Source organism: Burkholderia sp. SJZ089 (assembly GCF_007828315.1).
GTDB lineage: Bacteria > Pseudomonadota > Gammaproteobacteria > Burkholderiales > Burkholderiaceae > Burkholderia > Burkholderia gladioli.
This window is the reverse complement of record NZ_VIUM01000007.1, coordinates 143,451-169,261: the sequence shown is the minus strand read 5'-3', so window position 1 is coordinate 169,261 and position 25,811 is coordinate 143,451. Positions and strand designations below refer to the sequence as shown.

The following is a 25,811-nucleotide window of genomic DNA, read 5'->3' as shown; positions in this document are numbered from 1 at the left end:
CGGCCCGGCTGTTGGCGGGCTACGCGCTGCGGCGGGGGTCAGACCGTATCGGAGGTCAGCAGGAATTCGACGGCGAACCCGTCGTCCTCGCTGCCCGATTGCACGACCGTGAGCTGGCTTGCCCCCATCGCGTCGAGCCAGGTCTGGTAGCTGCCTTGCAGGAAGGCCGGCATCCAGGCCAGGGCGCCGTTGCCGAAGGCCGTGATCGGCGCGCCGCAGTGGACGATGCGCAGGTGGCTGCCCTGGTCCGACAATTCCACGTATCCCCAGCGGACCGAGGCCCAGTGCAGGTTCAGGGCATGCTCGAGATCGGCGGTGGATTCGCAGGGGGCGAGCGCGTGCTCCCCCGCATAACGGCATCCGACGCGAAACATTAAGTGACGCAGTTCGTCGGGGCTCAGTTGCGATTCGAATTCCTCGGCCAGCGCGCGCAGGAAACCACGCCATTGGGAGGAAAGATTCTGCTCGAGCAGGAAATCAACGGCAGTCGGCATGAACGGCGCTCGCACGATAAATCTGAAGAAATCCGGGCGCGTGAGTACCCGGCTCCAAAACTAGCAGGCACAAACGGCAAAGTTTTTAAGTATCGCTTGCATCAAATCCATTAGCAAACTCCGTCAATGACGAGTCGAATTTCCCGGTGAATTTTTCCGGTAATTCCGTGGTTGATGCATCGAGATGACAAAGTCATTACAGCGCGCGATGGACACTCCGCGTCGACTGTTCGAGACCGGGTCCGAGCCACGGCCGCACCGGCACTGGTGCAAGCGAGGCCATCATCGCGCAGGATCGGCCACCGTTTGTTACAGGAATGGAAACTTCCTTCCGCCGCTTCAAGACGAGCGGTAAAAAACGGACGTTCAGCGAGGCAATGCCGATTGTCGACAATCGATGGCGCCCGCTTCGCATGCAACGCGGCGTGTCGCGAACCTGCCACGCGGTGGTATGACCGGTCGGCCCCGACGACGGACCAGTCGGTACAGGCGCCGCGCGCCGGGGCGTTTCGTGATCGGCGCGGATCCGCGTCCGGGCGCGATCATCGCCGCGAATAGCATTTCGTTATACGGCGGATTTATTTTTCTTCATCGACTCGCTTCCGATGCCGCGCCGACAATCCGGCCAGCACAACACGGCATGCCGCGCCCGCCGGCCGGCAGCCTTCGGAGATGAAGTCATGGAAGTCACGCAGCAATCCGCGCAGGTCCCCTCGTCGCAAGCCGAGCCCGTCGACGACGGCCGCTGGCAGTTCTGGGTCGATCGCGGCGGCACCTTCACCGACATCGTCGCGCGCCGGCCCGACGGCCGGCTGCTCACCCACAAGCTGCTGTCGGACAACCCCGAGCGCTATCGCGACGCGGTGGTGCAGGGGATCCGCGAGCTGATCGGCGTCGGTCCCGGCGAGCCGCTGCCGCGCGAGCGCATCGAGGTGATCAAGATGGGCACCACGGTGGCGACCAATGCGCTGCTCGAGCGCAAGGGCGCGCGCACCCTGCTGGCGATCACGGCCGGATTCGCCGACCAGTTGCGGATCGGCTACCAGGAGCGCCCCGACATCTTCGCGCGCCATATCGAGCTGCCGGCGCAGATGTACGAGCGGGTGGCCGAGATCGAGGAGCGCGTCGACGCGCAGGGCCGCGTGCTGCGCGCGCTCGACGAGGACGCCGCGCGCCGCGCGCTGCGCTCGGCGCGCGAGGCCGGCATCGAGGCGATCGCGATCGTGCTGATGCACGGTTACCGGTTCCCGGCCCACGAGCTGCGGGTGGCCGAGCTGGCCCGCGAATGCGGCTTCGCGCAGATCTCGGTGAGCCACCAGGTCAGCCCGCTGATGAAGCTGGTCGGGCGCGGCGATACCACGGTGGTGGACGCCTACCTGTCGCCGGTGCTGCGCGACTACGTGAACCGCGTCACCGAGCACACCGGCGAGGTGCGCCTGATGTTCATGCAGTCCAGCGGCGGGCTGGTGGACGCCGCGCGCTTCCAGGGCAAGGACGCGATCCTGTCGGGGCCGGCCGGCGGCATCGTCGGCGCGGTGCGCACCAGCGAGGCGGCCGGCGAGCGCCGCGTGATCGGCTTCGACATGGGCGGCACCTCCACCGACGTGGCGCATTACGACGGCGCCTACGAGCGCGTGTTCGAGACGCGCGTGGCCGGCGTGCGCGTGCGCGCGCCGATGATGGACATCCACACCGTGGCGGCCGGCGGCGGCTCGATCTGCAGCTTCGAGCACGGCCGCTTCAAGGTCGGCCCCGAATCGGCCGGCGCCTATCCGGGCCCGGCCTCGTATCGCAACGGCGGCCCGCTGACCGTGACCGACTGCAACGTGATGCTGGGCCGCGTGCAGCCGGCGCATTTCCCGCATGTGTTCGGCAGCCGGGGCGACCTGCCGCTCGACGTGACGATCGTGCGCGCCAAATTTGCCGAACTGGCGCGCCGCATCGAGCGCGAGACCGGCCGCGCGATGAGCGGCGAGGCGGTGGCCGAAGGTTTCCTGGCGGTGGCCGTCGACAACATGGCGCAGGCCATCAAGACCATCTCGGTCGAGCGCGGCCACGACCTGGCCGACTACGCGCTGTGCGCCTTCGGCGGCGCGGGCGGCCAGCACGCCTGCGCGGTGGCCGACCAGCTCGGCATGCGGCGCATCGTGCTGCATCCGTTCGCGGGCGTGCTGTCGGCCTTCGGCATGGGCCTGGCCGACCTGCGCGTGCTGCGCGAGCATGCCGTCGAGGCGCCGCTCGAGGCCGGCACGCCCGCCGCGCTGGCGGCCGTGTTCGCGCGGCTCGAGGGCGAGGCGCTCGAGGCGATCCTGGCGCAGCGCGTGCCGCGCGAGGCGCTGCGGGCCACCCGCGCGGCGCGCCTCAAGTATCGCGATACCGATTCGACGCTGGAGGTGCCGTTCGGCGAGGCGCCGGAGATGGCCGCCGCCTTCGAGGCATTGCACCGCAAGCGCTACGGCTTCGCGATGCACGACAAGCCGCTGGTGGTCGAATCGGTGGTGGTGGAGGCGATCGGCCTGAGCGAGCCGCCCACCCTGCACGGCGCCGCGCCGCGCAACGCCAACCCGGCGGCCGCGGCCGGCAGCGAGGCCAGCCTGTTCGCCGGCGCCCGCGCGCTGACGGTGCCGCTGCATGCGCGTCGCGATCTCGCGATCGGCGCGAGCCTGGCCGGCCCCGCGCTGATCACCGAGGAAATCTCGACCATCGTGCTGGCCGAGGGCTGGACCGCCTGCGTGCTGGAGGACGGCACGCTGCGCCTGGACCGCGTCGAGGCGGCCGGCGCGGCGCACGCGATCACCACCGCGCGCGACCCGGTGCACCTGGAGATCTTCAACAACCTGTTCATGTCGATCGCGCAGCAGATGGGCGTGACGCTGGAGAAGACCTCGTACTCGGTCAACATGAAGGAGCGGCTCGACTTCTCCTGCGCGATCTTCGATCGCGAGGGCGGGCTGATCGCGAACGCGCCGCATATCCCCGTGCATCTGGGCTCGATGAGCGACAGCGTGCAGAGCGTGATCCGCGAGCACGGCGCGAGCCTCGGGCGCGGCGACGTGTTCATGCTCAACGTGCCCTACAACGGCGGTACCCACCTGCCCGACATCACGGTGGTGATGCCGGTGCACGGCGCGGCGGGCGAGCTGCTGTTCTACGTGGCCGCGCGCGGCCACCACGGCGACGTCGGCGGCATCACGCCGGGCTCGATGCCGCCCGACAGCACCACCATCGAGGAAGAGGGCGTGCTGCTCGACAACGTGCGCATCGTCGCGGCGGGCCGCTTCCTGGAGGACGAGGTGCGCGCGCTGTTCGCCGCCGGCCCCTGGCCGAGCCGCAACATCGACCAGAACATCGCCGACCTGACCGCCCAGATCGCCGCCTGCGAATGCGGCGCGAGCGAGCTGCTGCGGGTGGCGGGGCGCTACGGCGCCGAGGTGGTGCTGGCCTACATGGGCCACGTGCAGGCCAATGCCGAGGAGGCGGTGCGCGCCGCGCTGCTGTCCCTGTCGGACGGCGAGTTCGCCTACGAGATGGACGACGGCGCGGTGATCCGCGTGCGCGTCACGATCGACCGCGAACGGCGTGCCGCGCGCGTCGACTTCACCGGCACCAGCGCGCAGCGCGGCAGCAACTTCAACGCGCCGCGCTCGATCTGCAAGGCGGCCGTGCTCTACGTGTTCCGCACCTTGCTGACCGACGCGATCCCGATGAACGAGGGTGTGCTGCGGCCCATCGAGATCGTGATCCCGCACGGCTCGATGCTCAACCCGGCCTACCCGGCCGCGGTGGTGGCCGGCAATGTCGAGGTCTCGCAATCGGTGACCGACGCGCTTTATGGCGCGCTTGCGGTGCTGGCGGGTTCTCAGGGTACGATGAACAACTTCACGTTCGGCGACGATGCCCAGCAGTACTACGAGACCATCGCCGGCGGTTCGGGCGCGGGCGGCACGCATCCGGGCACCTCGGCGGTACAGACGCACATGACGAATTCGCGGATGACCGACCCGGAGGTGATCGAGTGGCGCTTCCCGGTGCTGGTCGAGCAGCACGCGATCCGCGTCGGCAGCGGCGGCGCGGGGCGGCAGGCGGGCGGCGACGGCGCGGTGCGGCGCATCCGCTTCCTGCGCAGCCTGAGCGCCAACATCCTCGCCAACCGCCGCCGCGTGCCGCCGTTCGGGCTGGCGGGCGGGGCGCCCGGCAGCGTCGGGCGCAACTGGATCGAGCGGGCCGGCGGCGCCGTCGAGCAGTTCGGCGCGACCCACACGACCACCGTCCACGCGGGCGACGTGTTCGTGATCGAGACGCCGGGCGGCGGCGGTTATGGCCGCCCGGCTTCGGCATGACGGCGGACGTGAACAGCGACAAACCAACAGGCGCACGGCAGCCGCGGCTCAGGCGGCGCACGCGCGCAGGCAAGGCGGTCCCGCCCGCGCGGCGGGGCCGTTCTCTTTCCCGGCAACAGGAGATCCTTCCATGCAGTCAACCGTGAACCTGTACCCGCTGATCGGCGTCGTGCTGATCGTGGCGGGCTTCGTCCTGCGTTTCAACCCGATGCTGATCGTGATGGTGGCGGCGATCGTCACCGGCCTGGCCGCGCATTTCCCGCTCCAGCACGTGCTGGCCGCGATCGGCGCGGGTTTCGTCAAGACCCGTGTGATCGCACTGATCACCCTGCTGCCGCTGGCGGTGATCGGCCTGCTGGAGCGGCACGGCCTGCGCGAGCGGGCCCAGATCTGGATCGGCAACATCCGCGCGGCCACGCCGGGGCGCCTGCTGGTGGCCTACCTGCTGGTGCGCGAGCTGACCGCCGCGGTGGGCCTGACCGGGCTCGGCGGCCATCCGCAGATGGTCCGCCCGCTGGTCGCGCCGATGGCCGAAGGCGCCGCGCAATCGCGCTTCGGCCGCTTCGGCGAGGCGGTGCGCGAGCGGCTGCGCGCCTTCGCGGCCTCGGCCGACAACATCGGCCTGTTCTTCGGCGAGGACGTGTTCGTGGCCTTCGGCGCGATCGTGCTGATGGTCACCTTCCTGAAGGAGGCGGGCGTGATCGTCGAGCCGATGCACGTCGCGCTGTACGGCATCCCGACCGCGATCTCGGCCTTCCTGATCCACGGCTTCCGGCTCTGGCGCCTCGACGGCTGGCTGGCGCGCGAGGCCGCGGCCTTGCCCGCCTCGGCCCAGGCGTCGAACGATGAGGCGCGCGCGCAGGGAGAACAGGCATGATCGTCACGCTCGACTGGTTCTTCTGGCTGCTGGGCCTGCTGCTGATCGTGATCGGCGGCGTGATCGTCAGCGATCGCGCGCATCCCAGGCGCTTCCTGGCCGGCGCTTTCTGGATCGTCTACGGCATCGTGTTCCTGGCCGGCGACCGGCTGCCGCCCGAGGTGGTCGGCGCGCTGGTGGTGGCGATGGCGCTGGTGGCCGGCTTCGGCGGCGTGGTGGGCGCCAAACCCAAGGTGCCCGACGAGGCGACGCGGCGCGCGAGCGCGCTGCGCCTGGGCAACCGCCTGTTCCTGCCGGCCCTGACGATTCCGCTGGTGACCGTGATCGGCACCCTGCTGGCGCCGCACCTGGTGTTCGGCGGCACCGCGCTGATCGACCCGAAGAACGCGACCCTGGTCTCGTTCGGGATCGGCTGCGTGATCGCCTTCGGCTTCGCCTGCCGGCTCACCGGCGATGGTCCGAAGCAGGGCGTGCTGGAGGCGCGCCGGCTGATCGACGCGGTGTCGTGGGCGGTGGTGCTGCCGCAGATGCTCGGCATGCTGGGCCTGGTGTTCGCCGATGCCGGCGTGGGCAAGGCCATCGCGCACCTGAGCACCGCCTATATCAGCCTCGACGCGCGCTTCCTGGCGGTGGCCGTGTACTGCATCGGCATGGCGCTGTTCGCGGCGATCATGGGCAACGGCTTCGCGGCCTTCCCGGTGATGACGGGCGGCATCGGCGTGCCGGTGCTGATCGGCGTGTTCCATGCCAACCCGGCGCCGCTGGCCGCGATCGGCATGTTCTCGGGCTATTGCGGCACCCTGCTCACGCCGATGGCCGCCAACTTCAACATCGTGCCGGCCGCGCTGCTCGAACTGCGCGACAAGTACGGCGTGATCCGCGCCCAGGCGCCGACCGCGCTGTGCCTGCTGGTGGTCAATGTCTTCCTGCTGTATTTGCTGATGTAAGCGCCGCGCGTCGCTCAATCCTCTTTCCTCTCCTGGCGCCCGTCGTCGAGTCCGACGAGCGGGCGCGTTTCCCATGATCTGGCCGCTTGGCCGGCGACGCCGGTCATGACGCATTTCACGACCGGCGACGACGCGAAGCTGAGCGACGCGATGTTCGAGTCCTATCGCGACACGATCGTCGTGCAGGGGGCAATCTGATCGCCGCGATCGCGCAGGCGATCGAGTGAAGCGCGGCGGGTGGGGATGTTGCCGCTGTTCAGCGGGTTTTTTCCGAGGTATATGCTGGGACGGACCCGGCGGCGCACCCCACCGCGCCGCCGGCAGCGAAGGAGACGTACGTGAACCTGAAGTTCCTCGAGACCTTCATCTGGGTCGCGAAGCTGCGCAGTTTCAGCCTCGCGGCGGAAAAGCTGCATTCGACGCAGGCCGCCATCTCGAGCCGCATCTCGGTGCTCGAGCAGGAACTGGGCGCCAAGCTGCTCAAGCGCGACCCCAAGGGCGTGACGCTCACGCGCGAGGGCGAGCGCGTGCTGCGCCACGCCGAGCAGGTCAGCCAGTCGATGACCCAGCTCTACGAATCGCTGCAGGGCGAGAAGTTCGCCTACGGCACGATCCGGATCGGCGCGATGGACAGCGCGATCCATTCCTGGTTCGTCGATTTCGTTGCCGACGTGATGGCGCATTACCCGAACCTCGATATCGAGGTGACCTCGGATACCGCGCTCAACCTCAACGAGCAGTTGCGGCGCGGCATGCTCGACATGGTGATCCAGACCGACATGCTGCGCGACGAGACGATCCGCAGCATCGAGGTGCTGGAGCTGTCGGTGGTGTGGATCGCGGCGGCCAACTCGCGCGTGATGGGCCTGCAGCCCGAGGACACGCCCACCTCGGCGCTGCGCCGGCTCGGCGTCGAGCGGCTGATCACCTATTCGCGCCACTCGCGCCCGCACCAGGACCTGCTGCGGCTGATGCAGTCCTACGGCATCGGCGAGGCGCGCGTGAGCTGCGTGAACTCGGTGGCCGCGATGATCCAGCTCACCCAGGCCGGCTTCGGGGTGGCCGCGATGCCGCCCGCGCTGGTGCCGGTGCCGCTCGAGAAGGGCACGCTGCGCCGGCTCGACGGCATCGAGGTGCCGCCGCCGCTGCCCTTCGTGATCGCCTGGCGCACCGGCTCCGAATGGACCGAGCGGCTGGTCGAGATCGCCGTGGAGACCGTGCGCAAGTACGGCGCGCGGCTCGGCGAGGATGCCGCGCGCATCATCGTCTAGGCGGCGTTTCCCTTCTTTTCGCGTCTTCCGCGCGCGAGGCCGTGGTGGTGTCGCGCGCCTGCGTTCGCCCGTCGCGCACCGCGCCCTTGGTATTCGAAATCCTTATGCGCGCGATTTAATTTTCAAGTTCGACCTGCCGAATCGGCCATAACAGAATCAGCCCTGCCCGGAGATCGTTGCCGCGCAAGCCGTGCATCGCAGACTGCGAGCCACGGCGCGCGTTCGACACCGAGCAGGGGTTGCCGGCGGCGCATGGCCTCGCGCGATGCGCCGCCGGTTGGCGAAAGCCGCGGGGAAGATCGACGCGCGCGGCCTGGCGAATCGAAATCAATCAGGAAAACGAATGAAGAAGATCATCGGCGATATCGGTATCGGTATCGGGCTGGCGCTCGCCTGCGGGCTCGCGCATGCGCAATCGAGCGTCACCCTCTATGGCCTGATCGACGAGGCGATACGCTTCCAGAGCTCGGCCGCCGGCAATACGGTCGGCATCAACGAAGGCGCCGTCAACGGCAACCGCTTCGGCCTGAAGGGCGTGGAGGAACTGGGCGGCGGCACGCGCGCGATCTTCCAGCTCGAATCGGGCTTCAATATCGCCAACGGCAAGTCCGACCAGCAAGGGCAGCTGTTCGGGCGCTTCGCCTGGGTCGGCCTGCAGAGCGATCGCTTCGGCACCGTCAAGCTCGGGCGCCAGTATGGCGGCATCTACAACTTCTATGCCTTCAACTTCGACCCGATCGGCGGCGGCAACATCAACGCGACCGACTGGTCGCTGTTCCTGGTGGGCATCCGCTTCGACAACACGCTGCAATACGAGAAGGACCTGGGGCCGGTCACGCTGCAGGTGCAGCATGCCTTCGGCGGCCAGCCCGGCAGCGCCGTGTCGGGCAGCACCAGCACCGCCTCGCTGATCTATCGCTTTGGCGGCGGCAAGCTCGGCATCGCCGGCGCGCAGTCGAAGGACGGCGGCGGCCACAAGCTGGTGGTCGGCTCGCTCGGCGGCACCTATGCCTGGGGGCCGCTCGCGCTCTACCTGTACGGCATCGACGCGCGCCGCGACGCCGGTTTCAACGTGGCGGCGGCCAATAGCGGCGGGCCGCTGGCCAATACCAGCATCGTCGGCAATGCCACCACCGCGTCGGGCCCGCAGGGCAGCGCGCGCGACGACGTGTTCGTGCGGGTCGGCGCGTCCTGGCAGCTCGCGCCGCAATGGCGCGTGATCGGCTCCTATGCCTACGATCACGCGAACAATGTCTCGCCCGGCCGCAGCGGCACGACGCAGACCGTCTACGGCATCGTCGACTACCTGCTCAGCAAGCGCACCGACGTCTATCTCGAGGTGGACCACAGCCATCTGTCCGGTGCCTCGGTCGACGATCCGAACGGGCCGCTGAACTTCGCCGGCAAGGCCAACAACTTCGGGGCGAGCCTGAGCCTGCGCACGGTGTTCTGAGGCGCGGCTCAGGGCCCGGCGGCCGGCGCGGGCGGGCCGCCCGCCGCCACCAGCTTCGCGTAATCGCCGGCGGAGATGCCGCGCGCATGGCTCAGAAAAGCGGCCAGCTGCCAGATTTCATGGTCGTCGAAGCTCTTGCCGAAGGCCGGCATGGCCGTCATGCGCACGCCGTTGCGGATGGTCCAGAACATCAGGGGCGGCTTGTTGCGGCGCGTGGCGGCCAGCAGCAGCGGCGCGGCCGGCAGAATGCCTTGCGCGATCGGCCCGGGCGGCTGCCCCGGCGCGCCGTGGCAGGCCACGCAGGTGGCCGCGTAGCGCCGCGCGCCGGCGGCCAGGTTCGCCTCGCTCATCAGGTCGGGCGGGGCGACGATGCCTTGCGCATGGCGGTGCAGCGAGTGTTCGTAGGTGCTGTGAAGCGCCCAGGCGACCAGCGGGTTATGAGGCGGGATGGCGGAGACGTCGTAGTAGCCGGAATAGATCAGGCCTAGCGCGCCGGCCGCGCCGGCGAGTGCGGTGGCCGCCAGCGTCAGGCAGACGGTCTTGAACGGAAAGCGTGAAGTGGGCATGGCGCGGCGTTCAGCGGGAGAGGGTTGGGCCGTCGGCGATCGAACCGCCGTGTATCGTGCTTGCCACGCTCGTCACGTGGCGCATCGTGGCGGCCTCGCCGACAGCGGGGCTCGTCGGGACCGGCGCCGCGGCGAGGGCCGAGGCACCGCCGGCCGCCAGCCGCGCTTCGGCGGCCTGGATGTCGGCCGGGAATTCGAGCGGCTCGCGCAGCGGATCGAAGCCGGCCTGCTCGATGCGCACCAGCTCGGCCCGCACCTGGGCGCGGCTCGTTTGCGCATGGCCGGCCTGCGAATAGCAGGCCAGGCAGGCCGCCAGCAGCGAGGCGGCGCGTGCCGCCCGGATCGGGAATCGCATCATGGGCTCCTTGCCCGCCCACCATGGGCGAGGCGGCCGCGGCGTCGTGGGGAGACGGCGGGGCGATGAAGGCGATTCTGGCCGCGCGGGCGTCGCGCGATGCTGACGCGTTCATTACCGATTTGTCATCTGTGCCGCGCCGGGCCGCTCGCACGGGGCGCTGCCGGCCCGCGCCGATTACATTTTCGTCATCCGCGCGCGTGGCCGGCACGAACGGCGCGAATCCCGGTACCATCGGCGCGTATCAACCTGGTGGGAGCGCGCGGTGCGAATCCTGGTAGTCGAAGACGAGCCGAAGACGGGCGCCTATCTGAAGAAGGGGCTCGAGGAATCGGGCATGAGCGTGGACCTGGCGACCGACGGCGCCGACGGGCTGCTGCTCGCCGAGGAGGAGCCCTACGACGTGATCGTGCTCGACGTGATGCTGCCCGTGCTCGACGGCTGGGCGGTGCTGCAGCGGCTGCGCGCGAGCAAGGCCACGCCGGTGCTGTTCCTGACCGCGCGCGACGATGTCGAGGACCGCGTGCGCGGGCTCGAACTCGGTGCCGACGACTACCTCGTCAAGCCCTTCGCCTTCGTCGAGCTGCTGGCCCGGGTGCGCACCCTGGCGCGCCGCGGGCCGCCGCGCGAATCGGAATGGATCGCGATCGGCGACCTGGAGATCGACGTGCTGCGCCGCCGCGTGCGGCGCGGCGCGACCCGCATCGAGCTGACGCCGCGCGAGTTCGCGCTGCTGCACCTGCTCGCGCGTCGCCAGGGCGAGGTGCTGAGCCGCACGCAGATCGCCTCCTATGTCTGGGACATGAACTTCGACAGCGATACCAACGTGGTGGACGTGGCGATCCGCCGGCTGCGCGTGAAGATCGACGATGACTTTCCCGTCAAGCTGGTCCATACCGTGCGCGGCGTCGGCTACGTGCTCGAACTGAAGGACGAGGCGCCCTGATGCGCGCGCGTTCGCTGACGGCCGCGCTCGCCGTCGCCTTCGGCGCGATGACGCTGGCCGTGTTCGCGCTGGTCGGCAGCTACGTGTACCTGCAACTGGACCGGCAGGTCAGCGAGCAGAGCGACCTCGACGTGGTGCTGGCCGCGCGCCATGCGCGGCGCCTGGCCGAGGAGCTGGCCTCGGCCGAGGACGTGCGCGCGCATGCCGAGCGGCTGAGCAGCGTGGTGTTCGGCAACAACGCGCTGTCCTTCGCGGCCGCCGCCGAGGACGGACGGCTGCTGGCCTCGCGCAATCTCGCGATCACCCTGCCGGGCGATGCGGCCATTGCCACGCCGCGCGCCGATATGCGCGACCCGGACGCTGGCGAGGACGAGCTCGCGCCGAAGGCGGCGAGCCGCGCCGAGGCAGGGGCCGGCGCCGGCCTCGACACGCTTGGGCTGGCCGCGATCGTGCCGCGCGGCACCCCGCATGTGGACCCGGCCGCGCGCATCGTCGGCAAGCAGATCGTCGCCTGGGCCACGCGCGGCGGGATGCCGGTGCACGGCATGGTGGTCGACGCGCGGCTGCGCGACGGCACGCGCGTGGCGCTGATGCTCGCCCGCAACCTGCGCGACGGCCGCGCGCTGCTGGACCGCTATCGCGACACGCTGTGGCTGGCCGGCGGCGTGGGCGCGGCGCTCTCGATGCTGGTCGGTTATGCCCTGATCCGCCTGTCGCTGCGGCCGTTGCGCGGGGTGGTGGCCGATACCGGCCGCATCACGGTCGACCGGCTCGACACGCGGCTCGACGCGGGGCGCGTGCCGCGCGAGCTGGCGCCGCTGGTCGAGGCCGTCAACGCGATGCTGGCGCGCCTGCAACGGGGCTTTCGCCAGCTCTCGCAGTTCAGCGCCGACCTGGCTCACGACCTGCGCACGCCGCTCAACAACATGCGCGGCGCCACCGAGGTGGCGCTCGGCCGGCCGCGCACGGCGGCCGAATACGAGGCGCTGCTGGAATCGAACCTGGAGGAATACGAGCGCCTGTCGCGCATGATCGAGAACGTGCTGTTCCTCGCGCGCGCCGAGCATCCCGGCTTCGTCACGCATCGGCGCGACTTCGAGGTGCGCGAGGAACTGCTGCGCATCGCCGGTTATTTCGAGGGGCTCGCCGACGAGGCCGGCCTGCAACTGCGGGTGGAGGGCGGCGGGCGGCTGAGCGCCGAGCTGGAGCTGTTCCGCCGCGCGATCGGCAACCTGCTGGCCAATGCGCTGCGCTACACGCCGCGCGGCGGCGAGATCCGGCTGGCCGCGCGCGAGAGCGCCGAGGCGCTGACCATCAGCGTGACCAACCCCGGCGAGCCGATCGCACCGGAGCTGCTGGAGCGCATCTTCGACCGCTTCTATCGCGCCGATCCGGCACGCAGCCGCCAGGCGCCCGGCACCGGCGGCGTGGCCGGGCTGGGCCTGGCGATCGTGCGTTCGGTGATGGAGCTGCATGGCGGCACCGCGTATGCCGAAAGCGATGCCGGCGGCACGCGCTTCGTGCTGACGTTTCCGCGCGAGACGTCGGCCTGAGCCGACAAGGCCGCGCGAGGCGCCAGGCGATCGGCGCCCGCGCGCCAACGCGATGCGCATCGGCGCCGGCACGCGCCGCTCGCCCGCTCAGGCCTCGACCGCGCGCTCGAAGTCCGGCGTGCGATACAGCTCCTCGGGAATCCCGCCGAGCCGCGAGGGATGCAGCTTCGGCCCGAGCCCGTAATACTCCAGGAAGCTCATGATCAGCGGGCGCCGCTTGTCGGGATCGATGCGGTTCGGGTGGCCGTCCATCAGGATCGCGCGGTCCACGTGCACGCGCGTGATGCGCGCTGCCAGGATCGCGATGAAACCGGACATCGGGCCTTCGGCGTCGTAGGCGTGCTCGTCCTCCAGCACGGCTTCCAGTTGCACCGGGCATTCGGCCACGCGCGGCGCGAGCACCGTCTCGGCAGGCAGGGCCGTCAGCCCGGCCACGCCGAACTTGTCCTGCTCGTGGCGATAGCCGCGCTCCGGTTCTTGCCGTGTAATCGGGCATGAAACGAATCCGAATCCGGCAAACCAGCTTCGCGCTCGCGGGCACGCGCGATGCTTCGTGTCAGGCGAGCCCGGCCTCGCGTGCGGGTGCGTCGGCGCGAGCCGCATTCGGCGCCCCTGCATTGCGCCACGGCCCCATGCGAGGATGCGAGGTCGATCGGCGTCCGCGGCCCGGCATGCAGTGTTTCTCGGTCTTTCCAGCCACCGGCCCTGACGTCGCCGCCCACCCGTGCGCCGCGCTCGCCATGCGAGGCGGCCTACCTGCGGAGATGCAACGATGGCCGATCCCGCCAATCCCGATTCCTCTTCCCCGGCCGCCCGGCCGGCCGCGCACGATGCGCTCGGCCACCTGCTCGACAGCCTTCACCAGCATGGCTTCCTGCGCGTCGCGCACGACTTCGTCGATACGAATAGCCATGTCGCCGGCATGCTGTCCGGCCTCGACCAGCCGGTGGTGCAGAACGGCATGCAGAACCTGATCGTGCTGCTGACCGCCCTGTCGCGCATCCCGCCCGAGCAACTGGAGCGCACCGCGCTGGCCGCCGGCGATGCGATCCGGCATGTCACGAGCTGGCAGCCGGCCGCGCATCACGACACGGCGCCCGGCGTGGCGGGCGCGTATCGGCTGCTGCACGACGAGGCGCTGTGGCAGGCGCTGATGCCCTTGCTCGAAGCGCTGAAGGTATTCTCCGAGGGGCTGTCGCGCGGGCGGCCCGTCGCGAACGGCGGCGCGAATGGGACCTGAGCGACGCACGCGGCTCGGGTGACATAGGCGGATCGGGCTTCGAGGATGCCGCTGCCCGAGCCACGGCCGCCGCCACTGTCTCGCGCGAGCGGCGCGGCTCAGGCGCGGCCCAGCCCGTCGTAGAGCCCGCGCTCGAAGCGCCCGTAGAGATCGACCACGCGCGCGTCGTAGAACGGCAGCATCTGCGTGAACAGCGCCCCCGTCACGCGCTTGACGGGATCGATCCAGAAGTAGGTGTTCAGCAGCCCGGCCCAGCTACCCGAGCCGGCGCCGCGCCCGTGCGGCCCCGGCTCGCTGTTGAGATCGAAGGACAGCCCCCACTTGTGCGTCGCGCCGGGGAACTGGTCGAAGCTGTTCGACCAGGCCGGCTGGGCCGTCTTCATTTCGCGGACCTGAAGATCGCCGAGCTGGTTGCGGAACATGCTCGCCACGGTGTCGGGCCGCAGCAGCCGCTCGCCGCGCCAGGCGCCGCCGTTCAGCAGCATCTGCAGGAAGGCGAGGTAGTCGCGCGGGGTGCTGAACAGCCCGCCGCCGCCCATGAAGAACTCGGGCCGCTGGTTGGTCTCGAAGGGTTCCGGCCTCAGCGAGCCATCGGCCTGGCGCCGATGCAGCGTGGCGACGCGGCGCTTCTGCGCGCTGCCGATCAGGAAGCCCGTATCGCGCATGCCGAGCGGCGCGAAGATCCGTTCGCGGAACGCCACCTCCAGCGACTGGTCGGTCACCGCCTCCACCAGCTTGCCCACCCAATCCATGCCGATGCCGTATTGCCAGCGCTCGCCCGGCTCGAATTCGAGCGGGGCCGCGAAGGCGCCGTTCAGCGAGTAGCCGATGTCGGGCATGCCCGTGACCTGTTCGTAGCGGCCCAGCGCCTCGCTCCAGATGCTGTAGGTGTAGCCCGAGGTATGCGTGAGCAGGTGGCGCACCGTGATCGCGCGGCGCGCCGGGCGCAGCCTGGGCTGGCCGGCCGCGTCGAAGCCCTCCAGCACCTGGGGCGCCTTCAGTTGCGGCAGGATCTCGGCGGCGGGCTGGTCGAGCGCGAGCCGGCCCTGCTCGATCAACTGCATGCAGGCGGTGGCGGTGATCGCCTTGGTCATCGACAGCATCCAGAACACCGTATCGGGGCCGATCGGCTCGCCGGCCGCGTTGGCCGGGCCGCGCGCGCCCTGGTAGGCGAGCCCGCGCTCGGTGGCGGCCATCGCCACCACGCTCTTGAGCGTGCCGTCGTCGACGGCTTTTTGCAGGCAGGCGTCGAGCGCCGCGCGCGGCGAGGCGCCCAGCGAGCGGATGTCGAGCGGCGCGGCGGCGCTCGCTTCGGCGGCGCGCGCCTCGCGGTTGGCCAACCGGCCCAGGCTCGCGGCGGCCAGCAGGCCCGAGGCGCCTTTCAGCCATTGTCGGCGGGGGATTCGTGTGCTCATGGGGGCTCCGTGTCGGATGCGGATCGTTCGGGGATGTCGAGGCGCATTCTGGCGAAGCGGGGCGGTGTACGAACATGGCCCGCGCGGCAGCACACTGGTGCGCGGCGCTCAGCAATCGGGCGCCGGGAAGGCTCGGGACGGTACAGTCGAATAGTGCATTTTTGGTTCTTTTTCTTGACCCTCGCCAGCCGCAGAATGGGCCCCGAGTTCAAGGAGAACCCAGTGAAAACCACCCCCATCCTGATATCCACGCTGCTGGCCCTGGGCGCCGCGCTGGCCGGCCCTGCCGGCGCCGCCACCACCACCACCGCCGAAAGCGGCACGGCCGCCGGCGCGCCCGCTGAAACCGTCAAGCCGAATTTCTCGCACGCGCTGCCGAACCTGCCCGGCAAGTCGCTGATGGCGGTCGAGGTCGACTACCCGCCCGGTGGCGCCTCGCGCCCGCATCATCACGCGCATTCGGCCTTCATCTATGCCTATGTCTTATCGGGCCATGTCAGGAGCCAGATCGACGGCCAGCCCGAACGCGTCTACGGCCCCGGCGAATCCTTCTACGAAATGCCCGGCGCCCACCACCAGGTCAGCCGCAACGCCAGCGCGAGCGAGCCGGCCAAGCTGCTGGCCGTGTTCGTGGTCGACAGCGGCGATGCCCCCCTCACCATCAACGATCGATAGGAGTCTCGAATGTCTCAACGTCTCGATTACCGCAAGGCCTCCCCGGCCGGCACCAAGGCCCTCGGCGGCGTGTACGCGCACATTCTTCAATGCGGGCTGGAGGAGCGCCTGGTCGACCTCGTCTACCTGCGCGTCAGCCAGATCAACGGCTGTGCCTACTGCATCGACATGCACACGCGAGACCTGCTGAGGAAGGGCGACAAGCTCGAACGCGTGGTGCTGGTGCCGGTGTGGCAAGAGGCCGGCGCGCTGTTCGACGAGCGCGAGCGCGCGGCGCTGGCCTGGGCAGAGAGCGTCACCCGGGTATCGGAAACGGGCGTGCCCGACGCCGCGTTCGAGGCGGCGCGCGCCGTGTTCGGCGAGCAGGAGCTGTCGGACCTGAGCATCGCGATCGGTCTGATGAATGCCTACAACCGGCTCGCGATCAGCTTCCGCGCCGTGCCGCAGGCGGTGGTCGACGCGGCGCGCTGAGCCGGGTTTTCATGCTTCGTCCGCGGCGTCGCGCGCGGCAAGCCGATAACGCCGCAATATCTTCACGAAATTGCGCACCGTCGGCGACGCCTCGCGGGGCCGATGGATCAGCGCGATGCCGGTGGCCAGCGGCCGCCCCTGCAGCGCGTGGAAGCTCACGCCGTCCACCTGCACCTGCCGCATCGAGGCCGGCACCACCGCCACCCCGAAGCCCGCCGACACGAGATTGCCGGCCGACGAGATCTGCGGCGATTCCATGCTGATCGCCGGCGAGAATCCCGCAGCGTGGCACGCGCCGAGGATCGAGTCGTAGAGATTCGGGCCGATCCCGCGCGGAAAGATGATCAGCGGATCGGCGGCCAGGTCGGCCAGCGCGACGCGCTTGCGGCGCCCCAGCCGGTGCCCGTTCGGCAGCACCGCGATCATCTCCTCGTCGGCCAGCGGCTCGACGATCAGCTCGCCGCATTGCAGCGGCATGCGCACCATCGCGGCGTCGATCCGGCCCGCCGCCACCTTCTCCAGCAGCGCCACGCTATTGCTCTCCTCGCAGGCCACCTGCACGCGCGGGTAGGCGTGGCGAAAGCGCTGCATGGTCAGCGCGATCGCCGGATGGAACACCGTCGAGCCGGCGAAGCCGAGCGACAGCCGCCCGGTCTCGCCGCGCCCGGCGTTGCGCGTCTCCACCAGCGCGCGCTCGGCATCCTCGACGATGCGCCGCGCGCGCTCGTGCAGCAGGCGCCCGGCCTCGGTCAGCTCGACGCGGCGCGGATGGCGCACGAACAGGCGCGTGCCGATCTCGCGCTCGAGCTTGAGGATCTGCTGGCTCAGCGGCGGCTGCGCGATGCCGAGCGAGGCCGCCGCCTCGGTGAAATGCAGGTGCTCGGCGACGGCCAGGAAGTAGCGGAGCTGGCGGAATTCCATATCGATTTCGTCTCCAAATCGCGTTATCGAGATATTGGACTAATGATGGAGGCGATTCTAAGCTTTCCTTCATCGGCCAGGCGCATCGCACGGCCTCCCAGACACGGAGAACATCATGACGGCAGCACCCGTAACCGGTTCGGACCTGCGCAAGCCAGGCGGCGAGCCGCTGCTGGCGGCGCTGCGCGGCATCGTCGGCGGCGGCCAGGTGCTGACCGGCGAGGCCGCCACGCGCCGCTATCGCACCGGCTACCGCTTCGGCTCGGGGCGCGCGCTGGCGGTGGTGCGGCCCGGCTCGCTGGTCGAGCAGTGGAAGGTGCTGGAAGCCTGCGTGGCGGCCGGCGTGATCGTCATCACCCAGGCTTCGAACACGGGGCTGACCGGCGGCTCGACGCCCGACGGCGACGATTACGATCGCGATATCGTGATCGTCAGCACCACGCGCATGAAGACGGTGCACCTGATCGACGAGGGCCGCCAGGTGGTCTGCCTGCCCGGCGCGACGCTCGACCAGCTCGAGCAGACGCTCAAGCCGCTGGGCCGCGAGCCGCATTCGGTGATCGGCTCCAGTTGCATCGGCGCCTCGGTGTTCGGCGGCGTCTGCAACAACTCGGGCGGCGCGCTGGTGCAGCGCGGCCCCGCCTACACGGAGATGGCGGTGTTCGCGCGCGTCGATGCGGACGGCCGGCTGCAGCTGGTGAACCATCTCGGCATCGAACTGGGCACCGATCCGGTCACGGTGCTCGATCGCATCGAGCGCCGCGATTTCAGCGAGGCCGAGATCTGCCACGACGCGGGCGCTGCCTCCGACCACCATTACGCCGAGGAAGTGCGCGAGATCGACGCCGATACGCCGGCCCGCTACAACGCCGATCCGCGCCGGCTGCACGAGGCTTCCGGCTCGGCCGGCAAGCTGATGGTGTTCGCGGTGCGGCTCGACACCTTCCCCGTCGAGCAGGGCGCGAAGGTGTTCTATATCGGCACCAACGATCCCGCCGAGCTGAGCGAGATCCGCCGCATTGCGCTGCGCGAGCTGCCGCAACTGCCGATCTCGGGCGAGTACCTGCATCGCGACGCCTTCGACATCGCCGAAACCTACGGCAAGGACACCTTCCTCGCGATCCACTATCTGGGCACCTCGCGCCTGCCGGCGCTGTTCGGCCTGAAGAGCCGCTTCGACGCGATCGCCGCTCGGCTGCGCTTGCTGCCCGCGCATCTGAGCGATCGCCTGCTGCAAGCGGCCAGTCGCCTGTTCCCGAGCCACCTGCCGGCGCGCATGAAGGCCTATCGCGAGCGCTTCGAGCACCACCTGATGCTGAAGGTGCCGGCGGGCAGCGTGGAAGCCGCGCGCGAGCGCCTGGGCGCCTATTTCGCCAAGGCCGGCGGCGAGTTCTTCGAATGCACCGAGCAAGAGGGCGCCAAGGCCTTCCTGCACCGTTTCGCGGCGGCCGGCGCGGCGGTCCGCTATCGCGCGATTCATGCGAAGGAAGTGGAGGACATCGTCGCGCTCGACATCGCGCTGCGCCGCAACGATCGCGACTGGGTCGAGACGCTGCCCAGGGAGATCGACGACGAGATCTCGATCAAGCTCTACTACGGCCATTTCCTCTGCCACGTATTCCATCAGGACTACATCGTTCGCAAGGGCCGCGACTGCCTCGATCTGGAGCATCGCATGTGGAGCCTGCTCGACGCGCGCGGCGCCGAATATCCGGCCGAGCACAACGTCGGCCACCTGTATCGCGCCAAGCCGGCGCTGGCCGAGTTCTATCGCGAGCTGGACCCCTGCAATTGTTTCAATCCGGGGATCGGCCAGATGTCGAAATTCGCCAATTATCGCGAGCCCGAGGCGCGCCACGAGGCGGCGCTGCCGTAACAAAACAAAAGAGCTTGCAAGACGCTGCAAGACACCTGTCGATTCACCAACCCGTCGCCGCCAGATCATTACAATAGCGAGCGACGTGGCCGACCCGGCCGCCGTTCCCAGCGTGCCGACCGGATCGCGCGCCGCCGGAATCTTTCCGCGGCCCGGCTGTCGAACGCCCGATCCGCCGGCAGGCGCGTCGCGAGGCCAGCGCCGCGCGAACCGCCGGCGCCGTCGGCGGGCCGGCGGCGCGCGAGCGGCCGGATGCGCCAGCGGTGGGTGACCGCGCGCATCACGATCCATCCGAGAGGCAACGGTTGCCGGGCGCGCGCATGCGAAGCCGGCCGCCGGTATGCGAAACGACAAGACGCGGCGAATCATGCACAGACGACATTTCCCGGTGGGCGGCTCGCATCCGCTCGCCATGTATGGCCGGCGCCGGTCGCGCCTGATCGTGGCCGCCACGGGCCAGAGGGCCGCCGGGGCCATGCGCGCGGCCGCCTTCAGTGCCTTCACTGCCTTCACTGCCGCCGCGACCGGCCGTGCCTTGCCGGAAGCCGCGTGCCGTGCCGCCGTGGCCGGCCGCGTCCTGCCGGCGCCCGAGCGCGTCGCCGCCGTCGCGCATCCCGCCTGTCGAACCGCGTGCCGTCTCGCGCGCCGCGCTGAATCCAGGCCCGCATGAACTTTTCGCGCTTCTTCATCCGCCGGCCGGTCGCCACCACCCTGCTCGCGCTCGGCATCGCGCTGTCGGGCCTGTTCGCCTTCGTCAAGCTGCCGGTCTCGCCGCTGCCGCGCGTCGACTTCCCGACCATCTCGGTGTTCGCCAACCTGCCCGGCGCGAGCCCGGCCACCGTCTCCACCAGCGTGACCAGCCCGCTGGAGCGGCACCTGGGCTCGATCGCCGGGGTCACCCAGATGACCTCGACCAGCTCGCTCGGCAATGCGCTGATCAGCCTGCAGTTCGTGCTCGAACGCGACCTGAACGGCGCCGCGCGCGACGTGCAGGCAGCCATCAACGCGGCGCGCGCCGACCTGCCCGCCAGCCTCAAGAGCAATCCCACCTTCCAGAAGGTCAACCTGGCCGACACCCCGATCATGGTGCTGTCGGTCACCTCGGATATCGCGCCGCCCTCGCGCGTCTACGACGCGGCCTCCACCGTGCTGCAGCAGGCGCTTTCGCAGATCGAGGGGATCGGCGAGGTGGACGTGTTCGGCGCGGCAAGCCCGGCGGTGCGCGTCGAGCTCGAGCCGCATGCGCTGTTCCATTACGGCATCGGCCTGGAGGACGTGCGCGCGGCGCTCGCCTCGGCCAACGCCAACAGCCCGAAGGGCATGATCGAGGTCGGGCCGAACCGCTACCAGCTCTATACCAACGACCAGGCCTCGCAGGCCTCGCAGTATCGCGACCTGGTGGTGGCCTACCGCAACAACGCGGCGGTGCGGCTCACCGACGTGGGCAGCGTGATCGACTCGGTCGAGGACCTGCGCAACCTGGGCCTGGCCAACGGCAAGCGCGCCGTGCTGGTGATCCTCTATCGTTCGCCGGGCGCCAACATCATCGACGCGGTCGACCGCGTCAAGGCCGCGCTGCCCAGGCTGTCCGCCGCGCTGCCGCCCGACGTCGACCTCGGCTCGGTGCTGGACCGCTCGGTGACGATCCGCTCCTCTCTGGCCGATACCGAGCACACGCTGGTGGTGGCGGTCGCGCTGGTGGTGATGGTGGTGTTCGTGTTCCTGCGCAACTGGCGCGCCACGCTGATCCCGACCGCCGCGGTGCCGGTCTCGATCATCGGCACCTTCGGCGCGATGTACGTGCTGGGCTTCTCGATCGACAACCTCTCGCTGATGGCGCTGATCGTGGCCACCGGCTTCGTGGTCGACGACGCGGTGGTGGTGCTCGAGAACATCATGCGCCACATCGAGAACGGCAAGCCGCGCATGCAGGCCGCGCTCGACGGCGCGCGCGAGGTGGGCTTCACGGTGGTGTCGATCAGCCTCTCGCTGATCGCCGTGTTCCTGCCGATCCTGCTGATGACGGGGCTGATCGGGCGGCTGTTCCGCGAGTTCGCGATGACGCTGTCGCTGGCGATCGCCGTGTCGCTGGTGGTCTCGCTCACGCTCACGCCGATGATGTGCGCGCGCCTGCTGCCCGAGGCCGGCAGCCATCGAAAGGAAGGGCGCCTGTCGCGCTGGCTGGAGCGCGGCTTCGAGCGCCTGCAATCCGGCTACGACCGCACCTTGCAGTGGGCATTGCGGCACCGGCGCATCACGCTGCTGTCGCTGATCGCGACGGTGGGGCTCAACATGGCGCTGTTCGTGGTGGTGCCCAAGGGCTTCTTCCCGCAGCAGGACACCGGCGTGCTGATCGGCGGCATCCAGGTGGACCAGTCCACCTCGTTCCAGGCCATGCAGCTCAAGTTCGCCGAGATGATGAAGATCATCCAGTCGGACCCGAACGTGCTGAGCATCGCGGGCTTTCGCGGCGGGCGCACCACCAATGCCGGCTTCATGTTCGTGACGCTGAAGGACAAGCAGGACCGCAGGCTCAGCGCCGACCAGATCATCGAGCACCTGCGCCCGCAGCTCGAACGCGTGTCGGGCGCGCAGACCTTCCTGCAGGCCGCGCAGGACCTGGGCGGGGGCGGCGGGCGGCAGACCAACGCGCAATACCAGTTCTCGCTGTACGGCGACTCGCCCGAGGAACTCTACAAGTGGGGCGACAAGCTGGCCGCCGCGCTCAAGAAGAAGCCGCAGCTCACTGACGTCAACTCCGACCAGCAGCAGGGCGGCCTGGAGGCGATGGTCCATATCGACCGCGCCACCGCCGCGCGCCTGGGCATCACGCCGCTGCAGATCGACAACACGCTGTACGACGCCTTCGGGCAGCGCCAGGTCTCGACCATCTACAACCCGCTGAACCAGTACCACGTGGTGATGGAACTCGCGCCGAAATACTGGCAGGACCCGGAGATGCTCAAGCAGGTGTGGATCAGCACCACCGGCGGCAGCGCCAGCGGCGTGGCGCAGACCAATGCCGCGGCCGGCACCTTCGTGGCGAATGCGGCGCGGGCCTCGGGCGCGGGCGCGCCGCAGGCGGGCTCGGCCGCGGTGGCGACCGATTCGGCGCGCAACGCGGCGCTCAATTCGATCGCGGCCACCGGCAAGGCCGGCACCTCCTCGGGCGAGGCGGTGTCCACCTCGAAGTCGACCATGATCCCGCTCTCGGCGATCGCCAGCTTCGGGCCCGGCACCACGCCGATCGCGATCAACCACGAAGGGCCCTTCGTGGCCGTGACGATCTCCTTCAACCTGCCGCCCGGCAAGGCCTTGTCCGACGCGCGCACGGTGATCTACCAGACCATGCGGGAGATCGGCGTGCCGGCCAGCATCAATGCCGGCTTCTCGGGCACCGCCGAGGAGTTCGAGAAGGCGCTGCGCGACCAGTTGCTGCTGATCATCGCGGCGCTGGCGGCGATCTACATCGTGCTCGGCATCCTCTACGAGAGCTACATCCACCCGATCACGATCCTCTCGACCCTGCCTTCGGCCGGCGTGGGCGCACTGCTGGCGCTGCTGATCTCGGGCACCGAGTTCGACATCATCGGGCTGATCGGCATCTTCCTGCTGATCGGTATCGTCAAGAAGAACGCGATCCTGATGATCGACTACGCGGTGGTGGCCGCGCGCGAGGGCAAGTCCTCGTTCGAGGCGATCCACGAGGCCTGCCGGCTGCGTTTCCGGCCGATCCTGATGACCACCATGGCCGCTTTGTTCGGCACCCTGCCGCTGGTGTTCGGCCATGGCGACGGCGCCGAGCTGCGCGCGCCGCTCGGCATCACGCTGGCCGGCGGGCTGATCGTCTCGCAGGTGCTGACGCTCTACACCACGCCGGTGGTCTATCTCTACATGGACCGGCTGCGGCTGTGGTCGGAGCGGCGCCGCGCGCGGCGCGCGGGGCTGCCGCCGGCGGCGGGGGCTTGAGGCGGGACGACGGGACGCGGGCGATGAGGCAGGTGCTGGCTGCCTGGCGTGTTTCGCGCGCCGTTTCCGCGTGTGTCGCGTCGTCCGCCTTGCCGCCAGGTCCGGCGAACCCGTCCGCGGCCCGTCTTTCAACAGCGGCCAGCAAGCCGCGCCCGCCGAACTCACAGCGCGTCCACCCCGAGCGAGCGGCGCGGCGCCAGGTGATCCGCCACCCAGCCGACCAGCGGCGTGTCGCCCAGCGCGAGCAGCAGGATCTGCGGCGAGAACTGCAGGGCCATCACGATGCCGACCGCGCGGGCGCTTGCTGGCTGAGCCCGGTCAGCACCAGCAGTCCTGCGCGGTACGCTGCATCCAGGTACCGATGTTCGACACCAGGGCGCCGCCGGCCCGGCGTCGGTAGTTGGGAGGTGCGCAGGGAATGGAACATGGGGATCGAGTCGAGGAATCGGGGACGGGACGCCCTGGATCGAACCCGGCATCGCGCGTTGACGAATCCTAATCGTATTAGGCAAAATGCAAATCCAATTCGGATTCTGCCTTCCCGTCTCCATGAAAGTCGATCTCGACCGCATCCGCACCGAAGCTGTCTCGCTGGCCAACCGTCACGGCCTCGAGTCGCTGTCGATCGGCGAACTGGCCGCCGCGCTCGGCATCCGGCCGCCCTCGCTCTACACGCATGTCGACGGGCTCGGCGCGGTGCGCCGCCTGCTCGCGCTGCATGGCCTGCGCGAACTCGAGCAGGGCGTGGCGCGGCTCACCGCCGGCAAGTCGGGGCCGGACGCGATCCGCGCGCTGCTGAACGGCTATCGCCAGTTCGCGCGTAACAATCCCGGCGTCTACTCGGCCATGCTGGCCACCACCGACCGCGAGGATCCGGAGCGGCGCGAGTCGGTCGAACGCCTGGTGCAGACGCTGACGGCCTCGCTGCACGATTACGCCTTCGAGGGCCCGCAGCAGGTGCACGTGTTCCGCTGCCTGCGCAGCCTGGTGCACGGCTTCGTCTCGCTGGAGGCGAACGGCGCGCTGAACAACCCGGTCAGCCGCGACGAGAGTTTCGAGTGGATGGTCGAGGCCTTCCTGCGCATGCTGGCGCCCTATGCGAGGCGTGCTCCGGCCGCGCGATCGCCAGGCGGCGCGGCCTGAGGCGCCATTCACGATTCACCGGCCCGATCCGCCGATCCGCCGAGCCGGCCCCTTCCCATTGATCCAGGAGGCGCGATGCGCGATTCCGAGATGTCCCCGTTCTCGATGTACCAGTTGATGGAGCCGGCGCAGCGCGCCGATCCCTATCCCTGGTATCGCCGCCTTCGCGATGCGCGGCCGATCTGCCGCGATCCCCATGTCGGCAGCCTGCTGGTCGCGCGCCATGCCGAGGTGGCCGCGGTGCTCGAGAATCCCGCCTTCTCCGCGGCGCGGCTCGGCATGAGCGAAAGCGACGATCCCGTCGAACGCGAGATCGGCAGGACGCTCGGCGAGCAGATGCTGTTTCTCGATCCGCCCGACCACACGCGCCTGCGCAAGCTGTTCGCGAAGGCCTTCACGCCGCGCCGGCTCGACGCGTTCCGGCCGCGCATCGAGGCGCTGACGCACCAGTTGCTCGACGCCTGCGTGGGCCGCCGCGCCGATTTCATCGGCGAGTTCGCGGTGCCGCTGCCGGTGATGGCGATCGCGCTGGTGCTCGGCGTGCCGACCGGGGAACGCGAACGGCTGCATGCCTGGTCGCTGGCCTTCGGCAGCATCATCAGCGGACGGCCGTTGACGGTCGAGGAAGTCGGGCAGGCGCAGCGCGGCATCGCCGAATTCCGCCAGTATTTCGCCGAGCTGATCGCGGCGCGCCGCGCGGTGCCCGAGGACGACATGCTCAGCGACCTGGTGGCGGCCGAGGAAGCCGGCGACCGGCTCGACGAGGGCGAGCTGATCTCGAACCTGATCCTGCTGCTCGCGGCGGGCCATGCCACCACCACGCACCTGCTCGGCAACGGCCTGCTCGCGCTGGCGGGCGAGCGCGAGCAATGGCGGCGCTTCGTGTCGGAGCCCTCGCTGGCGCCGACGCTGATCAGCGAGCTGCTGCGCTTCGATGCGCCGGTGCAGGTGACCGGGCGCGAGGCGCGCGAGGATGTCGAGCTGGACGGCATGACGATCCCCAAAGGCCAGTACGTGCATCTGCTGCTCGGCGCCGCCAACCGCGACGAGCGCCAATACGCCGAGCCGGACCGGCTCGACATCGGCCGCACCGGCACGCGCATGATGTCGTTCGGGCATGGCATTCATACCTGCCTGGGCGCGGTGCTGGCCCGCATCGAGGCGCAGATCGTGTTCGGTGCCCTGGCCGAGCGTTTTCCCGATTTCGAGGTGCACGAGCAGGACGCCGAGCGCACCGCCACCATCTCCTTCCGCGGCCTGCGCAGCCTGCCCGTGACGCTGCGCTGAGCCAGTCATGAA

21 protein-coding genes and 1 pseudogene are annotated in these 25,811 nt (G+C 69.8%); 15 read left to right on the top strand and 7 right to left on the bottom strand.

The window, feature by feature from the left end; translation table 11 throughout:
* Positions 1-38: 38 nt before the first annotated feature.
* The gene (bcsD, locus tag FB600_RS15170) at positions 39-494 is read right to left on the bottom strand and encodes a cellulose biosynthesis protein BcsD (RefSeq protein ID WP_013691540.1); all 456 of its coding nucleotides are present in this window, start codon (positions 492-494) and stop codon (positions 39-41) included.
* Between the two features lie 680 nt (positions 495-1,174).
* On the opposite strand from bcsD, the gene FB600_RS15165 reads away from it, so the two are divergent.
* From FB600_RS15165 to FB600_RS15145, 5 genes are all read left to right on the top strand, one after another.
* Positions 1,175-4,834 carry a hydantoinase B/oxoprolinase family protein gene (locus FB600_RS15165; RefSeq protein WP_145757012.1) on the top strand — a complete coding sequence of 1,220 codons (3,660 nt, stop codon included), beginning with the start codon at positions 1,175-1,177 and terminating at the stop codon, positions 4,832-4,834.
* A gap of 130 nt (positions 4,835-4,964) precedes the next feature.
* The gene (locus FB600_RS15160) at positions 4,965-5,711 is read left to right on the top strand and encodes a DUF969 domain-containing protein (protein ID WP_096752032.1); all 747 of its coding nucleotides are present in this window, start codon (positions 4,965-4,967) and stop codon (positions 5,709-5,711) included.
* The gene (locus tag FB600_RS15155) at positions 5,708-6,658 is read left to right on the top strand and encodes a DUF979 domain-containing protein (protein WP_105820452.1); all 951 of its coding nucleotides are present in this window, start codon (positions 5,708-5,710) and stop codon (positions 6,656-6,658) included. Before FB600_RS15160 ends, FB600_RS15155 begins: the two co-directional genes overlap by 4 nt.
* Before the next feature lie 338 nt (positions 6,659-6,996).
* A complete protein-coding gene (locus FB600_RS15150; RefSeq protein ID WP_098182266.1) occupies positions 6,997-7,929 on the top strand; it encodes a LysR family transcriptional regulator in 933 nt (310 codons plus the stop codon).
* A gap of 343 nt (positions 7,930-8,272) precedes the next feature.
* Positions 8,273-9,382, top strand: a complete 1,110-nt coding sequence (locus FB600_RS15145) for a porin (RefSeq protein WP_098151371.1) — start codon at positions 8,273-8,275, stop codon at positions 9,380-9,382.
* Between the two features lie 8 nt (positions 9,383-9,390).
* Here FB600_RS15145 and FB600_RS15140 read toward each other — a convergent pair whose 3' ends face one another.
* Positions 9,391-9,948: a c-type cytochrome gene (locus FB600_RS15140; RefSeq protein ID WP_145757013.1), complete on the bottom strand. Its 558-nt coding sequence runs from the start codon at positions 9,946-9,948 to the stop codon at positions 9,391-9,393.
* A 10-nt stretch (positions 9,949-9,958) separates the two neighbouring features.
* Complete coding sequence (locus FB600_RS15135; protein WP_098151370.1) at positions 9,959-10,306, bottom strand: DUF4148 domain-containing protein; 348 nt, start codon at positions 10,304-10,306, stop codon at positions 9,959-9,961.
* Positions 10,307-10,568: 262 nt separating this feature from the next.
* Here FB600_RS15135 and FB600_RS15130 point away from each other — a divergent pair, with 262 nt between their 5' ends.
* On the top strand, positions 10,569-11,249 hold the full coding sequence (locus FB600_RS15130) for a heavy metal response regulator transcription factor (RefSeq protein ID WP_096752027.1): 681 nt from the start codon (positions 10,569-10,571) through the stop codon (positions 11,247-11,249).
* Positions 11,246-12,802, top strand: a complete 1,557-nt coding sequence (locus FB600_RS15125; RefSeq protein ID WP_096752026.1) for a heavy metal sensor histidine kinase — start codon at positions 11,246-11,248, stop codon at positions 12,800-12,802. The genes FB600_RS15130 and FB600_RS15125 overlap by 4 nt, the downstream gene beginning before the upstream one ends.
* An 87-nt stretch (positions 12,803-12,889) precedes the next feature.
* On the opposite strand, the gene FB600_RS15120 is transcribed toward FB600_RS15125, so the two are convergent.
* On the bottom strand, positions 12,890-13,237 hold the full coding sequence (locus FB600_RS15120; RefSeq protein ID WP_175427821.1) for a hypothetical protein: 348 nt from the start codon (positions 13,235-13,237) through the stop codon (positions 12,890-12,892).
* Between the two features lie 337 nt (positions 13,238-13,574).
* On the opposite strand from FB600_RS15120, the gene FB600_RS15115 reads away from it, so the two are divergent.
* Positions 13,575-14,042: a hypothetical protein gene (locus tag FB600_RS15115; protein ID WP_096752025.1), complete on the top strand. Its 468-nt coding sequence runs from the start codon at positions 13,575-13,577 to the stop codon at positions 14,040-14,042.
* A gap of 98 nt (positions 14,043-14,140) precedes the next feature.
* Here the strand turns inward: FB600_RS15115 and FB600_RS15110 are convergent, their stop codons facing one another.
* The gene (locus FB600_RS15110; RefSeq protein WP_145757014.1) at positions 14,141-15,457 is read right to left on the bottom strand and encodes a serine hydrolase domain-containing protein; all 1,317 of its coding nucleotides are present in this window, start codon (positions 15,455-15,457) and stop codon (positions 14,141-14,143) included.
* A 222-nt stretch (positions 15,458-15,679) separates the two neighbouring features.
* Between FB600_RS15110 and FB600_RS15105 the strand changes: the two genes are divergently transcribed.
* Both FB600_RS15105 and FB600_RS15100 read left to right on the top strand, forming a co-directional pair.
* Positions 15,680-16,132 carry a cupin domain-containing protein gene (locus tag FB600_RS15105; protein WP_227742704.1) on the top strand — a complete coding sequence of 151 codons (453 nt, stop codon included), beginning with the start codon at positions 15,680-15,682 and terminating at the stop codon, positions 16,130-16,132.
* Between the two features lie 9 nt (positions 16,133-16,141).
* The gene (locus tag FB600_RS15100; RefSeq protein WP_096752022.1) at positions 16,142-16,603 is read left to right on the top strand and encodes a carboxymuconolactone decarboxylase family protein; all 462 of its coding nucleotides are present in this window, start codon (positions 16,142-16,144) and stop codon (positions 16,601-16,603) included.
* 9 nt (positions 16,604-16,612) lie between these two features.
* On the opposite strand, the gene FB600_RS15095 is transcribed toward FB600_RS15100, so the two are convergent.
* On the bottom strand, positions 16,613-17,524 hold the full coding sequence (locus tag FB600_RS15095) for a LysR family transcriptional regulator (RefSeq protein WP_096752021.1): 912 nt from the start codon (positions 17,522-17,524) through the stop codon (positions 16,613-16,615).
* A 115-nt stretch (positions 17,525-17,639) separates the two neighbouring features.
* On the opposite strand from FB600_RS15095, the gene dld reads away from it, so the two are divergent.
* From dld to FB600_RS15080, 3 genes are all read left to right on the top strand, one after another.
* Positions 17,640-19,400 (top strand): D-lactate dehydrogenase, encoded by a 1,761-nt coding sequence (gene dld / locus FB600_RS15090; protein ID WP_098182265.1) that lies wholly within the window; start codon positions 17,640-17,642, stop codon positions 19,398-19,400.
* A 340-nt stretch (positions 19,401-19,740) separates the two neighbouring features.
* Positions 19,741-20,070, top strand: coding sequence for a hypothetical protein (locus FB600_RS15085; RefSeq protein WP_127837720.1), 330 nt, complete (start codon positions 19,741-19,743; stop codon positions 20,068-20,070).
* Positions 20,067-23,369: an efflux RND transporter permease subunit gene (locus FB600_RS15080; RefSeq protein ID WP_145757015.1), complete on the top strand. Its 3,303-nt coding sequence runs from the start codon at positions 20,067-20,069 to the stop codon at positions 23,367-23,369. Before FB600_RS15085 ends, FB600_RS15080 begins: the two co-directional genes overlap by 4 nt.
* 179 nt (positions 23,370-23,548) lie before the next feature.
* On the opposite strand, the pseudogene FB600_RS15075 reads toward FB600_RS15080, so the two are convergent.
* Positions 23,549-23,720, bottom strand: a pseudogene (locus FB600_RS15075) (MFS transporter); the annotation flags it as partial.
* A gap of 198 nt (positions 23,721-23,918) precedes the next feature.
* On the opposite strand from FB600_RS15075, the gene FB600_RS15070 reads away from it, so the two are divergent.
* Both FB600_RS15070 and FB600_RS15065 read left to right on the top strand, forming a co-directional pair.
* Complete coding sequence (locus tag FB600_RS15070; protein WP_186016759.1) at positions 23,919-24,512, top strand: TetR/AcrR family transcriptional regulator; 594 nt, start codon at positions 23,919-23,921, stop codon at positions 24,510-24,512.
* 75 nt (positions 24,513-24,587) lie between these two features.
* Positions 24,588-25,799, top strand: coding sequence for a cytochrome P450 (locus tag FB600_RS15065; protein WP_145757016.1), 1,212 nt, complete (start codon positions 24,588-24,590; stop codon positions 25,797-25,799).
* Positions 25,800-25,811 lie beyond the last annotated feature (12 nt).

Coding starts and splice junctions, on each gene's coding strand:
- FB600_RS15155 (WP_105820452.1), top strand. CDS start 5,708: ATGATCGTCACGCTCGACTGGTTCTTCTGGCTGCTGGGCCTGCTGCTG.
- FB600_RS15115 (WP_096752025.1), top strand. CDS start 13,575: ATGGCCGATCCCGCCAATCCCGATTCCTCTTCCCCGGCCGCCCGGCCG.
- FB600_RS15095 (WP_096752021.1), bottom strand. CDS start 17,524: ATGGAATTCCGCCAGCTCCGCTACTTCCTGGCCGTCGCCGAGCACCTG.
- FB600_RS15110 (WP_145757014.1), bottom strand. CDS start 15,457: ATGAGCACACGAATCCCCCGCCGACAATGGCTGAAAGGCGCCTCGGGC.
- FB600_RS15160 (WP_096752032.1), top strand. CDS start 4,965: ATGCAGTCAACCGTGAACCTGTACCCGCTGATCGGCGTCGTGCTGATC.
- FB600_RS15085 (WP_127837720.1), top strand. CDS start 19,741: ATGCGAAACGACAAGACGCGGCGAATCATGCACAGACGACATTTCCCG.
- bcsD (WP_013691540.1), bottom strand. CDS start 494: ATGCCGACTGCCGTTGATTTCCTGCTCGAGCAGAATCTTTCCTCCCAA.
- FB600_RS15100 (WP_096752022.1), top strand. CDS start 16,142: ATGTCTCAACGTCTCGATTACCGCAAGGCCTCCCCGGCCGGCACCAAG.
- FB600_RS15140 (WP_145757013.1), bottom strand. CDS start 9,948: ATGCCCACTTCACGCTTTCCGTTCAAGACCGTCTGCCTGACGCTGGCG.
- FB600_RS15135 (WP_098151370.1), bottom strand. CDS start 10,306: ATGATGCGATTCCCGATCCGGGCGGCACGCGCCGCCTCGCTGCTGGCG.
- FB600_RS15070 (WP_186016759.1), top strand. CDS start 23,919: ATGAAAGTCGATCTCGACCGCATCCGCACCGAAGCTGTCTCGCTGGCC.
- FB600_RS15065 (WP_145757016.1), top strand. CDS start 24,588: ATGCGCGATTCCGAGATGTCCCCGTTCTCGATGTACCAGTTGATGGAG.
- FB600_RS15165 (WP_145757012.1), top strand. CDS start 1,175: ATGGAAGTCACGCAGCAATCCGCGCAGGTCCCCTCGTCGCAAGCCGAG.
- FB600_RS15080 (WP_145757015.1), top strand. CDS start 20,067: ATGAACTTTTCGCGCTTCTTCATCCGCCGGCCGGTCGCCACCACCCTG.
- FB600_RS15145 (WP_098151371.1), top strand. CDS start 8,273: ATGAAGAAGATCATCGGCGATATCGGTATCGGTATCGGGCTGGCGCTC.
- dld (WP_098182265.1), top strand. CDS start 17,640: ATGACGGCAGCACCCGTAACCGGTTCGGACCTGCGCAAGCCAGGCGGC.